Source organism: Pseudomonas sp. GCM10022186 (assembly GCF_042656385.1).
Taxonomy (GTDB): domain Bacteria; phylum Pseudomonadota; class Gammaproteobacteria; order Pseudomonadales; family Pseudomonadaceae; genus Metapseudomonas.
Window position 1 is genome coordinate 34998 of the sequence record NZ_JBHSOU010000063.1, and the last position, 13456, is coordinate 48453.

Annotated in this window: 9 protein-coding genes; 6 read left to right on the top strand and 3 right to left on the bottom strand. The window is 68.6% G+C overall.

The window, feature by feature from the left end:
• Positions 1–351: 351 nt before the first annotated feature.
• Together ACFPU0_RS21230 and ACFPU0_RS21235 are read right to left on the bottom strand one after the other, a co-directional pair.
• A complete protein-coding gene (locus ACFPU0_RS21230) occupies positions 352–639 on the bottom strand; it encodes a GYD domain-containing protein (RefSeq protein WP_377695263.1) in 288 nt (95 codons plus the stop codon).
• Positions 640–789: 150 nt separating this feature from the next.
• The gene (locus tag ACFPU0_RS21235) at positions 790–1620 is read right to left on the bottom strand and encodes a methyltransferase domain-containing protein (RefSeq protein WP_377695264.1); all 831 of its coding nucleotides are present in this window, start codon (positions 1618–1620) and stop codon (positions 790–792) included.
• Between the two features lie 245 nt (positions 1621–1865).
• Here ACFPU0_RS21235 and ACFPU0_RS21240 point away from each other — a divergent pair, with 245 nt between their 5' ends.
• Positions 1866–2519, top strand: coding sequence for a peroxiredoxin (locus ACFPU0_RS21240; RefSeq protein ID WP_377695265.1), 654 nt, complete (start codon positions 1866–1868; stop codon positions 2517–2519).
• A 55-nt stretch (positions 2520–2574) separates the two neighbouring features.
• Complete coding sequence (locus tag ACFPU0_RS21245) at positions 2575–3333, top strand: Mut7-C RNAse domain-containing protein (RefSeq protein ID WP_377695266.1); 759 nt, start codon at positions 2575–2577, stop codon at positions 3331–3333.
• A 266-nt stretch (positions 3334–3599) separates the two neighbouring features.
• On the opposite strand, the gene ACFPU0_RS21250 is transcribed toward ACFPU0_RS21245, so the two are convergent.
• Complete coding sequence (locus tag ACFPU0_RS21250) at positions 3600–7997, bottom strand: DEAD/DEAH box helicase (protein WP_377695267.1); 4398 nt, start codon at positions 7995–7997, stop codon at positions 3600–3602.
• Positions 7998–8302: 305 nt separating this feature from the next.
• On the opposite strand from ACFPU0_RS21250, the gene ACFPU0_RS21255 reads away from it, so the two are divergent.
• The 4 genes from ACFPU0_RS21255 (at position 8303) to ACFPU0_RS21270 (ending at position 13454) form a co-directional block, all read left to right on the top strand.
• On the top strand, positions 8303–9349 hold the full coding sequence (locus ACFPU0_RS21255; protein ID WP_377695268.1) for a class I SAM-dependent methyltransferase: 1047 nt from the start codon (positions 8303–8305) through the stop codon (positions 9347–9349).
• Positions 9350–9402: 53 nt separating this feature from the next.
• Positions 9403–10407 carry a 2-dehydropantoate 2-reductase gene (locus ACFPU0_RS21260; protein ID WP_377695269.1) on the top strand — a complete coding sequence of 335 codons (1005 nt, stop codon included), beginning with the start codon at positions 9403–9405 and terminating at the stop codon, positions 10405–10407.
• Positions 10408–10686: 279 nt separating this feature from the next.
• The gene (gene ppnN / locus ACFPU0_RS21265; RefSeq protein WP_377695270.1) at positions 10687–12069 is read left to right on the top strand and encodes a nucleotide 5'-monophosphate nucleosidase PpnN; all 1383 of its coding nucleotides are present in this window, start codon (positions 10687–10689) and stop codon (positions 12067–12069) included.
• Positions 12070–12239: 170 nt separating this feature from the next.
• Complete coding sequence (locus ACFPU0_RS21270; RefSeq protein ID WP_377695271.1) at positions 12240–13454, top strand: CmpA/NrtA family ABC transporter substrate-binding protein; 1215 nt, start codon at positions 12240–12242, stop codon at positions 13452–13454.
• Positions 13455–13456: the final 2 nt, after the last annotated feature.

Here is a 13456-nt window from a genome sequence, read left to right on the forward strand (position 1 = left end):
CCTCCGTGCGGTTTTATGGGGTTCGGCAAGGCCGCACGCCTTCTCGCGGTGCCAGCCGGCACCGCCCTGGATACGGAAGGTTGTGAGCGGCGAAAGACCGGGGCGGCCTTGCCACGCAGGGCACGGCGCGGCCCCTGGCCGGCACCTCCCCCTCCTCTAACGCTAGCACCGCCGCCGCCACGGCACCGGCCGCTCATCCGCTAGTCCGCCCGGACGCCGCGCACCGCCTGGCGCAGTGTCGCCTGGACGAAACCGGCCCGGTCCTGCGACGGAGCGGGATGGCCAGGAGAGGTTCAGGAAAAACCCCGCAGCCGCGGCGGGCAGAGGTCCCGCCCGCCGGGCCGGGACCTGCTACAGACTGCTGAGGAGGCGCCGGAACTCCTGCTCCGAGTAGCCGCGCAGGGTCTGTGTCCGGACATTGCCGAGCGCGCCGGTCTTCAGCAGCAGGGTGGTCGCCGCCTCCTCGTTCCCCTCGACCACCAGGACGACGTCGTAGTTGCCGACCGTCCAGTAAGCGGCCTTGACCGACAGGCCGAGCTGCTCGGCCAGCCCCTTGAAGGCTACGAATCGATCCGGGGAATCCTTGACGTTGCGAATACCCTGATCGGTAAAGCTCGCCAGCGTGATGAAGGTAGCCATGAACACTCTCCAGCGACGGTCACGGGGGTTGCGAGGGACTGCACTGGAGAAGGCCGCCATTCATCCATTTCCGCCTCTATCTCGCACCGGACCTCCCCTCCCCGAGCCCGGGAGGCACCATCCCGGCGGCCATTCGCTCCGGGCCGCCGCTCAGGCGACCCAACCGCACTCGGTACTGCCGGCCTTGCTGGCGGTGACTATCAGCACCGGCATCAGGAATTCGACCCGTCCGTCAGCACTGGCGAAGGGCCGTAGCGCCTGTTCCGCCTCCTGTTGCAATCGCTGGAACTGCCCATCGTCGAGCAGGCCGCCAAGGGTCCAGACACAGGCCCGCTCGGTGGAGACCAGGTCCTTGATCGACGGAAAGCGGACCGCGCCGTCATGCCGCATGACCCGGGCTTCGGCCACCCCCGCCTGGTCGCAGAAGCCCAGCAGCCTGTCGGCATCGCCCAGCACGAAGGGGGCGCGGAAGGCATTGGCCACCGGGTCGCCGAAGAGTCGTTGCAGCACCTGGGCCAGGGCCGCATAGCCGGGCGAATGCTCCAGCGCATCGCACACGGCCACCGCCAGGCGTCCGCCAGGCCTCAGCACCCGCAGCATTTCCCGCAGGGCAGCGGGCGGATCGTCGAAGAACATCATGCCGAACTGGCTGACCACCGCATCGAAACTGTCGTCGGCGAACGGCAGCGACTCGGCCCGCCCGTCCACCCATTCGATGGCGCTGCTCTTGCGCCGGGCCACGGCGAGCATCTGCGGATTCGGGTCCAGGCCCACCACCGAACCACCGGGGCCGACACGCTCGGCGGCGGCGCAGGCCAGCACACCGGTGCCGCAGGCCACATCGAGTACCCGCTCGCCGGGAACCACACCGGCCTCCGCAACGACCCGCGGCCCCCACTGCCGGAACAGCGCAGGGACGAAGAATTCCTCATACACCTCGGCGGGGGAAGGCTCCACCCGCCCCTTGTCGTTTCCGCTCATTCGAAACCTCCTGTCGCCGCGTTCGAACCGGCGACTGGCAGGCCGGACAACATTCAAATCCTCTATCTGGGTAGGAATAGCAGCCCACTGCCATGGCGCATGACCGCTGATCCCCCTTTCGCCCGGCAGGCGCCGACCGGGCACCTATACTTCAAGGCCCGACCCGTCAGTGGCGCAGCGTCGCCCCCGGTCGCAACGCCTGCCGTGGCAACGGCAGCCCCCCGCCAACAGAAAGGAGGACGAACATGGCAATCCGCATTGGTGACGAAGCCCCCGACTTCACCGCAGAAAGCACCGAAGGCACCCTCAGTTTCCACCAGTGGATCGGCGACCAGTGGGCCATCCTGTTCTCCCACCCGAAGGACTTCACCCCGGTGTGCACCACTGAGCTCGGTTACATGGCCAAGCTCAAGCCCGAGTTCGACAAGCGCAATACCAAGATCGTGGGCCTCTCCGTGGACCCGGTCAGCGACCACCGCAAGTGGGTCGGCGATATCGAGGAAACCCAGGGCTGCGCGGTGAACTACCCGCTGATCGGTGACGACAACCTCACCGTGGCCAAGCTCTACGACATGATCCACCCCAACGCCAGCCCAGGTGCGCGCACCGCCGTGGACAACGCCACGGTGCGTTCGGTGTTCATCATCGGCCCGGACAAGAAGGTCAAGGCCATGCTGGTCTACCCCATGAGCGCCGGGCGCAACTTCGACGAGGTGCTGCGCCTGCTCGACTCGCTGCAGCTCAACGCCAAGCACACGGTGGCCACGCCGGTGAACTGGCGTCCGGGCGATGACGTGATCATCCCCACCTCGGTGTCGGACGAAGACGCGCAGAAGAAATATCCCCAGGGCTACAAGACCCTCAAGCCCTACCTGCGGGTCGTCGCCCAGCCGAAATGACCATCCGCGCGCCCTCCTGCGGGAGGGCGCGCCGTGGCCTGCCATACTGTCCTGCATGGTCAGGGCAACATTCCGCTTCTACGAAGAGCTCAACGACTTCCTGCCGGCCGAGCGTCGCCGACAGGCTTTTACCTGCGCCTGTGCCAGGGCGGCCACGGTCAAGCACATGATCGAAGCCCTGGGCATTCCCCACACGGAAGTGGAACTGGTGCTGCTCAACGGCGAGTCGGTGGGCTTCGACCGGGTGATACTCGACGGCGACCGCCTGGCGGTCTATCCCAAGTTCGAAGCCCTGGACATCAGCCCGCTGCTCAAGGTGCGCGTCCACCCCCTGCGGGTATTGCGCTTCGTCGCCGACGCCCACCTCGGCGGGCTAGCCAGCCTGCTGCGCATGAGCGGTTTCGACACCCTCTACGACAACGCCTTCGAGGATGGCCAGATCGCCGAAATCGCCGCCCATGAGGGGCGCATCGTCCTGACCCGCGACCGCGAACTGCTCAAGCGCAGGATCATCACCCATGGCTGTTACGTGCATGCGCTCAAACCCGCTCTGCAGTTGCGGGAACTCTTCGAGCGGCTGGATCTGGCCCGCAGCGCCAGGCCCTTCAGCCTTTGCCTGCACTGCAATCGCCCGCTGCGGGAGATCGACCCCGAGCTTGCCCGCCCGCGCCTGCCACCGCGCATCGGTGTGCTCTATTCGCGCTTTCTCAGCTGCGACACCTGCGACCGCCTGTACTGGGAAGGCTCCCACTGGCGCAGCATGTGCGCGCTGCTGGCGCCCCTGCTGGTTGTGGATAAGTCCGGCGAAGCCTGACACCCCGTTGCCCACAAAAGCAGTGGATGAAGCTGTGGATAAGCTGTCGGGCGATGGCCACGCGCCAAGTGTGGCGCGGGGCTACCTGGGTCGGGTCAATTTCTGAGCGGTTTCAAGCGGTTAGGGCTGCGCAACAATTACCTGTAGGGGCGAATTCATTCGCCAGGGGCAGCGCAGTTGCCCCCTCACCTCACAGGGCAGGCCTTCGGCCTGCTTGGCGAATGAATTCGCCCCTACAAGGAAATGCGTCCCTACGAAATTCGCACCTACAAAGGCATCCGCGCCCTTCGTGACTGCTGCCCCAGCGGCGTCGCCGCCGGCTGGCGGATCAGCGCCGCACGCCATTGCGCGACGGTCGCGGCGTCGGCCTCCCGCAACAGGTTCACCTTGCCCGCCACCAGGGTCGCCACCGGCACGCCGTCACGCAGCAGCAGGCGATTGCCCGCCACCGCCGGCACCTTGGCGCCACCCAGCAGGGTGCCCAGGAGGTTCAGTGGGTCGCAGGCGGACAGGCTGACCAGGCTACCGTCGAGCGGCCGCTTGCGCACCTCCCGCAGCAGGCCCACGGCTTCCGGCAGGGCGAACTGTTCACCGGAAACCCCGGCGACGAAGCGTCCGCCGCGTATCTCGCCACGGGCCTCCAGGCGATGGTAGACCCGCAACAGGTCACGCCAGGGCGGCAGCCAGTCCGCTTCCCGCTCCAGCAGGCGCCAGCCCACTACGCCGTAGCGGCGCAGCAGGGTACGCGCCACGTGCTCCAGGGCCTCGGCCGGGACCTTGCCGCTCTCCTCCTCCACCTTGCCGCGCAGCAGCGCCCAGCGCCCGGCGTCCTGCATATTGGCCAGGGCCAGGCGCGCACGGCGGTCGTGGCGGCTGCGGCGCGCCGCCGGCAGCAGCAGGGAACGCAGGCCGGCGAAGCTGTCGGCATTGGCCAGGCCCAGGGCCACCAGTTCGCCGAGGCAGTCCTCCAGTTCGCTGCGCAGCAGATGGGCCTCGTCCAGCAGTTCGTCGAAGAACAGCGCGCCCTGGCTGGCCAGCACCTGGCGCACGCGCTCGGCGCGGGCGGAAGGTTCGGCCGCCGGCGCATCCGGCAGGCAGGCGCGCCAGAGCCCCAGGCTCTTGCGCGGCAGCAGCAGGATGGGCGTGCCGCGCACCGGTCCCGCCGCGGCCTTGCCGCGCCCGCCCAGGCGGCACCAGACGATGCGCCCGGCACGGCACAGGTCATCCAGCCAGTTGATGCCGTAGTCAGCCACCCGGCTCGGCAGGATTTCGCTTTCCCAGGCGCCGGCCGCCGCCTCGAAGCCTTCCAGCTGCCCGAGCACCCCGGCCAGGGCTTCGGCGCCACGCACCTGGGCGTTCGCCGCGACGCGCTGCCAGTCGAACAGGAAACGCATGAAGTCGGCCCGCTCCACCGGTTCGATCTCCCGACGCAGGCGCTTGACCGTGTAGCGGTGGATGCGCGCCAGCAGGTGGCGTTCGCACCACTCCTCCACCACCGCGCCGGGGGTGAAGCGGCCGCGCAGCACCTGGCCCTCGCGCTCCAGGCTGGCCAGGGCGCAGGCCAGCGCACCCTGTTCCCGGCACAGGTCGATAGCCAGTTTCGCCAAGGTCAGGGGGCCGAATCCGCCAAGGCGCGCACGCACCGTTTCCACCAGGGCGGCATCCGCCTCCCAGGCAGCGGTGAAGCCCTCGGGCGCGGTGATTGCCGGCTTGAGGCGGGCGTCCGGGTAGAGGACACGGAACTGCTCCAGCCGCTCGGCCGGGAGCCACAGCACCGGTTCGCCCGCAAGGTGCAGGCAAGTGGCGCGACGAGCCTTGGCCAGTTGCGCCAGCCAGCCGGCCCAGCCGTGATTGGCATCCACTTCCGCCCGGGTGACGCAGGCCAGCGCCAGCAGCGCCTCGTGCATCTCGTCGGCATCGCGCACCTGCGGCCAGGCTTCCTCGGCCACCGCCGCGATGGCGTCGAGATCCAGGGCGCCGAGGTCGTCGGCGGATTCCGCGTCGGTCCAGCGGCGGTTCAGCACGGCCTGGGCGCGGCGCTCCTCCAGCGGCGCATCGTCGAGGAAGGCATAGGGTCGCGCACCGAGGATTTCCGCCGCCAGGGCCGAGGGCGCCGGCAGGTCGCGGGCCAGCAGATCCACCTCGCCACGCTCCATCCGCCGCAGCAGCACGAGCCAGCCCTCGGCATCCATGGCTTCGTGCAGGCAGTCGTCCAGGGTCTGGGCCACCAGCGGGTGGTCGGGAATCTCGCGCTCGCCCACCAGGTTCTCCTGGCAGGCCACCTGGTCGGGGAAGACGCTGGCCAGCAGGTCCTCGCTGCGCATGCGCTGGATCTGCGGCGCCACCTTGCGCCCGCCGGAGAAGCGCGGCAGGGCCAGGGCGGTGGAGGCGCTCCAGCGCCAGCGCACGCCGAACAGCGGTGCGTCGAGAATGGCCTGGATCAACAGCTGTTCGGCGCTGCTGGCGCGCAGGTAGCGCCAGACTTCCTCCAGCGGGAAGCTGTGGCTGGTGGACAGCGAAAGGATCAGCGCATCCTCGGTGGCCGCCGCCTGCAGCTCGAAGTTGAAACTGCGGCAGAAGCGCTTGCGCAGGGCCAGGCCCCAGGCGCGGTTGATCCGGCTGCCGTAGGGCGAATGGATGATCAGCTGCATGCCGCCGGATTCGTCGAAAAAGCGCTCCATCACCAGCCGCTCACGGGTCGGCAGGCCCCCCAGCGCCGCCCGGGCCCGCGCCAGGTACTCGACGATCTGCCGCGCCGCCGCCTCGCTTATGCCGATGCTGTCGCGCAGGCCGCTGATCGCGCGCTCGACGGGCTCCCCTCTCCCGCTTGCGGGAGAGGGGCTGGGGGAGAGGGTTGCATCGGCATGCTCAGACTCCGCCAGCCAGCCCTCCACCATCCCCCGCAACCTCGCCACCCCCGCCGACAACTCATCCGTCCGCCCCGGCGCTTCCCCCAGCCAGAAGGGAATGTTCGGCGGCTGGCCGCGGGCGTCTTCCACCCGCACCCGCCCCGGTTCGACCCGCAGAATGCGGTAGGACTGGTTGCCGAGCTGGAACACGTCGCCGGCCAGGCTTTCCACGGCGAAGTCCTCGTGCACGCTGCCCACCGGCACGCCCTGGGGTTCCAGCAAGACGGCGTAGTCGGCGGTCTCGGGAATGGCGCCGCCGGAGGTGATGGCGGTCAGGCGCGCCGCGCGCCGGCCGCGCAGGCGGCGGTTCACCGCGTCGCGGTGCAGGTAGGCGCCACGCACGCCCTGGCGGCCGTTGTAGCCCTCGGAAAGCATCCTGACCAGGGCGTCGAAACGCTCCCGCGCCAGGTCCGCGTAGGGCATGGCGCGGGTCATCAAGGCGAACAGCTCGTCCTCGCCCCATTCCTGGCAGGCCACTTCGGCCACCATCTGCTGGGCCAGCACATCCAGGGGTGCATGGGGGATGACCAGGGCATCCAGCTCGTCGCGGCGCACGCAGTCCAGCAGCGCCGCGCACTCGATCAGGTCATCCCGCGACTGGGGGAACAGGCGCCCCTTGGGCGTGCCGCCGACACTGTGGCCCGAGCGGCCGACCCGCTGCAGGAAAGCGGCGATGCTGCGCGGCGAACCGAGCTGGCAGACCAGCTCCACCTCGCCTATGTCGATGCCCAGCTCCAGGGAAGCGGTGGCCACCAGCACCTTGAGTTCGCCACGCTTGAGGCGCTGTTCGGCGTCCAGGCGCAGGTCCCGCGCCATGCTGCCGTGGTGCGCGGCCACCGCTCGGGCGCCCAGGCGCTCGGACAGGTGGCGGCTGGCGCGCTCGGCCAGGCGCCGGGTGTTGACGAAGACCAGGGTGGTGCGGTGCTCGGCCACCAGCTGGGCCAGGCGGTCGTAGACCTTTTCCCAGGCGTCGTTGCTCAGCACCGCTTCCAGCGGCACCGGCGGCACCTCCAGGGCGAGGTCGCGCTCGCGGCTGTAGCCCACATCCACCAGGGTGCAGGCCGGGCGCGCCCGGCCCATGAGGAACTGCGCCACCCGCTCGATGGGCTTCTGCGTGGCGGACAGGCCGATGCGCTGCAGGGGCCGTCCGCACAGGGCTTCCAGGCGCTCGGCGCTGAGCATCAGGTGGCTGCCGCGCTTGCTGCCGGCAATGGCGTGGATCTCGTCGATGATCAGGCTGCGGCAGCCGGCGAGCATGGCGCGGCCGGAATCCGAGCCGAGCAGGATATAGAGGGATTCCGGGGTGGTGACCAGGATATGCGGCGGCCGCTTGCGCATGGCATCGCGCTCGGCCTGGGAGGTGTCGCCGGTGCGTACCGCGGTGCGGATATCCACATCCGCCAGGCCCTGGCGCGCCAGTTCGGCGCGAATGCCGGCCAGCGGTTCCTCCAGGTTGATGCGGATATCGTTGGACAGCGCCTTCAGCGGCGAAACGTAGACCACGCTGCAGCGGTCCGCCAGGCCGCCCTGCTCCAGGCCCTCGTGGACCAGCTCATCGATGGCGGAGAGAAAGGCGGTGAGGGTCTTGCCCGAGCCGGTAGGCGCCGCCACCAGGGTGCTGTGCCCGGCACGGATCGCCGGCCAGGCGAGGGCCTGGGCCGCGGTGGGCGCAGCGAAGCTGGCGCGGAACCAGGCGGCGACGGCGGGATGGAAGCCTTCCAGCGCGGCCCGGGTGGAATGGCGGCTCGATGTCATGGGTCCCAATATGGGTCGGCCGGTCATCGGCCTCAAGGGCGCCGGACCGGTGGTCGCCGCCCGGGACGGCCCTGCCACCATTCATCGGGCGCCTGCACCCAGGCACCGGGTTGCCGGCATCGCCCCGCGCCCGGCCACTAAACTGAAATTGTCTTGCGATTGCAGGACACGGACGGGGCCACTCCAGCCCGGCACTACCGAGCTGCCGCGGCCCCCGTCCAACATCCCCGCGCATTTCCCCCCGCCGTCGCATAGTGCTGTCGCCCCGGCCAGCCGACCACCGCCTTGCCAGAGGAGGACAGGCAATGGACGAATCCAGACTCAATGACTTCATGGGCAAACTGGTGTCCGACATGGGCGGTGCCGCGATGCTCGCCAACATCATCCTCGGCGACGAACTGGGGCTCTACCGCGCCATGGCCGACAGCCAACCGGTCAGCCCCGAGGACCTGGCCGCCAGGACCGGCTGCAATACGCGGCTGTTGCGCGAATGGCTGAGTGCCCACGCCGCCTCCGGCTACATGGAGCACGACAACGGGCGCTTCCGCCTCCCGGAAGAACAGGCGCTGGCCCTGGCCGTGGAAGACTCGCCGGTGTACGTGGCCGGCGGCGCCTCGGTGATCGCCGCACTCTTCCACGACAAGGACAAGCTGGTGAAGGCCATGCGCGGTGACGGCGGATTGCCCTGGGGTGATCACCATCCCTGCATGTTCAGCGGCACCGAACGCTTCTTCCGCCCCGGCTATCGCGCACACCTGGTGGCCGAGTGGCTGCCGGCGCTGGACGGCGTGGTGGAAAAACTCGAGGCCGGTGCCAAGGTCGCCGACATCGGTTGCGGCCATGGCGCCTCCACCGTGATCCTGGCGCAGGCCTTCCCGGCTTCGCGCTTCATCGGTTTCGACTACCACGGACCGTCCATCGAGACGGCCACCCAACGCGCCCGGGAAGGCGGCGTGGCCGACCGGGCGACCTTCGCCCAGGCCAGCGCCAAGGATTATCCCGGCGACGATTACGACCTGATCTGCTACTTCGACTGCCTGCACGACATGGGCGACCCGGTGGGCGCCGCCCGGCATGCCTACCAGACCCTGAAGCCGGACGGCACCGTGCTGCTGGTGGAGCCTTACGCCAACGACAAGCTCGACGACAACATGACCCCGGTGGGGCGCCTGTTCTACTGCGCGTCCACCTTCATCTGCACGCCCAACTCCCTGTCCCAGGAAGTGGGCCTCGGCCTCGGCGCCCAGGCCGGCGAAGCGCGCTTGCGCAAGGTCTTCGAAGAGGCCGGTTTCACGCATTTCCGCCGGGCCACGGAAACACCCTTCAACCTGATCCTGGAAGCACGCAAGTAGCGGTCGTTGCGTCCGCCCGAACGGCATTGCAAGCCTGAAACAGGAGAACCGACGTGGCATCCATCGCGATATTCGGGGCCGGCACCATAGGCTGCTACATAGGTGGGCGCCTTGTGACCGGCGGCGCCAGCGTGCGCTTCATCGGCCGCAGCCACATGCTGGAAACCGTGGCCCGGCAAGGCCTGACGCTCAGCGACCTGCATGGCTGGAAAACCCGCCTGGCGCCGGACATGGTCGACTTCACCCGAGACCCGTCGGCAGTGGCCGACGCCGACCTGGTGCTGGTCACGGTGAAATCCGGGGATACGGCCAGCGCCGCCGACGCCATGGCTCCCCACCTCGGCGCATCCACCCCGCTGCTGACCTTGCAGAACGGCCTGCATAACGGCGAACTGCTGGCCAGCCACCTGCCGGATCGGCAGGTGCTGCTCGGGTCAGTCCCCTTCAACGTTGCGCAGATCGCCCCCGGCCACTTCCACCAGGGCTCGGAGGGCACCCTCCAGGTCGGGCGTTCGCCGTTGCTCGACCCGGTCTTGTCGGCATTCGAGCGCGCCGGCCTGCCCCTGGTGCAACACCAGGACATCCAGGCCGTGCAATGGGCCAAGCTGCTGTTCAACCTCAATAACGCGGTGAACGCCCTCTCCGGCCTGCCCCTGCGCGACGAACTGCTGCAGCGCCCCTATCGCCAGGTGCTGGCGGCCGCACAACGGGAAGGCCTGGCCCTGATGGAAGCGAAACACCAGCACCTCGCCCGCCTGACGCCGCTGCCGGCGCAATGGATTCCAACCCTGCTGGACGCCCCTGACGCGCTGTTCCGCCTGGCGGCGAAACGCATGCTCGCCCTCGATCCGCTGGCCCGCTCCTCCATGCAGGACGATCTCGTCGCCGGACGCAAGACGGAAATCGACTACCTGCAGGGGGAGATCCTCGAACTCGCCCACAGCCTGCACCGCGAGGCACCGGTCAACGCCAGGCTGCTGCAACTGGTGCATGCCGCGGAGCGGGGCGGGCAGCGCAACTGGTCGGGCGATGCCCTGCTGGCGCAGGTGCGGGGCTGATCGGGATCACCCCGGTGGTGGAACTCCAGCTCGTGGACTTCCACCCTTGGGTGAAGTGCCGTACGGAAGAGACATCGCCAAGAAATTCCTTGTCAGACAGACACTAATCTCGCTATTACCTGACCCTGGGACCTGAGAAGAATCTCCGCGACACAAATCCGTAACCTCGCAATGCACAGATAAGAACGACCGCCGCAATTCGCGCCATGGACAAGGGCGCACCGTATTCCGCCGTGGGTGGCTGCCTGGCACTCCGGCTTCGCTTCAAGGAAATATCGAATGGCCAAAAGACACGTCATCAATGCCCAGGTCAGCCCCAAGGGCAGCCTGGAAACCCTCTCCCACCTGGAAGTGCAGGAGCTCAGCGAAGCCGGCTCGGGCCGCATGTACCAGCTGTTCCGCCAGTGCGCCCTGGCCATCCTCAACACCGGCGCGCAGATCGACAACGCCAAGACCATCCTCGACGCCTACCGGGATTTCGAAGTGCGCCTCCACCAGCAGGACCGCGGCGTGCGCCTGGAGCTGATCAACGCGCCGGCCGATGCCTTCGTCGACGGCGAGATGATCGCCAGCACCCGCGAGATGCTGTTCAGCGCCTTGCGCGACATCGTCTACACCGAGAACGAACTGAAGAGCCGGCGCATCGACCTGGACAGCTCCCAGGGCATCACCGATTACGTCTTCCACCTGCTGCGCAACGCCCGCACCCTGCGCGCCGGCGTGGAGCCGAAGATAGTCGTGTGCTGGGGCGGGCACTCCATCAGCACCGAGGAATACAAGTACACCAAGAAGGTCGGCCACGAACTTGGCCTGCGCCATCTGGACGTCTGCACCGGCTGCGGCCCCGGCGTGATGAAGGGGCCGATGAAGGGCGCCACCATCGGCCACGCCAAGCAGCGCACCCACGGCGGCCGCTACCTGGGGCTGACCGAGCCGGGCATCATCGCCGCCGAAGCGCCCAACCCCATCGTCAACGAGCTGGTGATCCTGCCGGATATCGAGAAACGCCTGGAGGCCTTCGTGCGCGTCGGCCACGGCATCGTCATCTTCCCGGGCGGCGTCGGCACGGCGGAAGAGTTCCTCTACCTGCTCGGCATCCTGATGCACCCGGACAACCGCGAGCTGCCCTTCCCCCTGGTCCTCACCGGGCCGAAGAGCGCCGCCGCCTACCTGGAGCAGTTGCACGCCTTCGTCGGCGCCACCCTGGGCGAAGCCGCGCAGAGCCGCTACCGGATCATCATCGACGACCCGGCCGCCGTGGCCATCGAGATGGCCCAGGGCCTGAAGGCGGTGAAGCAGTTCCGCCGCGAGCGCAACGACGCCTTCCACTTCAACTGGTTGCTGAAGATCGACGAGCGTTTCCAACGCCCCTTCGAACCCACCCACGACAACATGGCCAGCCTCGACCTCAGCCGCGACCTGCCCGCCCACGAACTGGCCGCCAACCTGCGCCGGGCCTTCTCCGGCATAGTCGCCGGCAACGTGAAGGACAAGGGCATCCGCCTGATCGAACAGCACGGCCCCTACGAGATCCACGGCGATGCCGCGGTGATGCAGCCGCTGGACGACCTGCTCAAGGCCTTCGTTCGCCAGCACCGGATGAAGCTGCCGGGCGGCGCGGCCTACGTGCCCTGCTACCGGGTGGTGCAGAACTCGGCTTGATCCCGCCGGCGCCAGCCGGTACGGCCTGCTGGCACATCGCTTGCTAACGCTCCAGCCCCAGAACCCGCTCCAACGGCGGAGTCGGTTCACAGACGATGGCGTCGTTTCCGGCCACCAATCCCCGGGTGGCCGGGGCGGCGCCTTTTTCGTTCAGTGGTGGGACCAACGACATGACCGACAAGAGTTGCACCCGTAACGACGCCCTCGCCTGGGTCGCGGGCAGCGATGCCCCGGAAAAGCGCACATTGAACCTGGGCTTCATGGCCCTTTCCGACTCCGCCTCGCTGATAGTCGCGGCCACCCAGGGCTTCGCCCAGCCCTACGGCCTGACACTCGAACTGCAGCGCCAGACGTCCTGGGCCGCCCTGCGCGACAAGCTGCTGTGCGGCGAACTGGATGCCGCGCACTCGCTCTATGGCCAGGTCTACGGCATCCACCTGGGCCTGGGTGGCGCGCCCACCGATATGGCGATCCTCATGGGGTTGTGCCAGAACGGCCAGGCGATCAACCTCTCCGAAACCCTGCGCCAGGCCGGCGTGACCCACGCCGGGGCCCTCGCCGCGCGCGTGCGCCAGCGGGGTGCAAGGTTGACCTTCGCCCAGACCTTCCCCACCGGCACCCATGCCATGTGGCTCTACTACTGGCTGGCGGCCCAGGGCATCCACCCGCTGCAAGACGTGAACACCGTGGTGCTGCCGCCCGCGCTGATGGTCCAGCACCTCAAGGCCGGGCACATCGATGGTTTCTGCGCCGGCGGCCCCTGGGGCGCGCTGGCGGTGGACGAGAAACGCGGCTTCACCCTGGCCACCAGCCAGATGATCTGGCCCGACCACCCGGAGAAAGTGCTGGGCTGCACCCGCGCCTTCGTCGAGCAGTACCCCAACACCGCCCGCGCCCTGACCATGGCGGTGCTGGAAGCCAGCCGCTTCATCGATGCCAACGACGAGAACAAGCGCAGCACGGCCCGGCTGATCAGCGGCAGCGACTACCTCGATGCACCGCTTTCGGCCATCCAGCCGCGCTTTCTCGGGCTCTACGAGGACGGCCTCGGCCATGCCTGGCGCGATGCCCACCCACTGCGCTTTTTCGCCGACGGCGAGGCCACCATGCCCTGGCTGTCCGACGGCATCTGGTTCATGACCCAGTTCCGCCGCTGGGGGCTGCTCAGGGAGGACCCGGACTATCTCGCCGTGGCCCGCCAGGTGCATCAGCTCGAACTCTACCGGGAAGCCGCCGAAGCCCTGGGCATCGCCGTACCCGAGCAGCCCATGCGCCACTCGCGGCTGTTCGACGGCGGCACCTGGGACGGCAGCGACCCGGCCGGCTATGCCCGCAGCTTCGCCATCCATGGGCGCAGCGCCGCCGCCACCGCCCTTGCCCTCTGATG

Coding starts and splice junctions, on each gene's coding strand:
- ppnN (WP_377695270.1), top strand. CDS start 10,687: ATGGCCAAAAGACACGTCATCAATGCCCAGGTCAGCCCCAAGGGCAGC.
- ACFPU0_RS21270 (WP_377695271.1), top strand. CDS start 12,240: ATGACCGACAAGAGTTGCACCCGTAACGACGCCCTCGCCTGGGTCGCG.
- ACFPU0_RS21230 (WP_377695263.1), bottom strand. CDS start 639: ATGGCTACCTTCATCACGCTGGCGAGCTTTACCGATCAGGGTATTCGC.
- ACFPU0_RS21250 (WP_377695267.1), bottom strand. CDS start 7,997: ATGACATCGAGCCGCCATTCCACCCGGGCCGCGCTGGAAGGCTTCCAT.
- ACFPU0_RS21240 (WP_377695265.1), top strand. CDS start 1,866: ATGGCAATCCGCATTGGTGACGAAGCCCCCGACTTCACCGCAGAAAGC.
- ACFPU0_RS21235 (WP_377695264.1), bottom strand. CDS start 1,620: ATGAGCGGAAACGACAAGGGGCGGGTGGAGCCTTCCCCCGCCGAGGTG.
- ACFPU0_RS21245 (WP_377695266.1), top strand. CDS start 2,575: ATGGTCAGGGCAACATTCCGCTTCTACGAAGAGCTCAACGACTTCCTG.
- ACFPU0_RS21255 (WP_377695268.1), top strand. CDS start 8,303: ATGGACGAATCCAGACTCAATGACTTCATGGGCAAACTGGTGTCCGAC.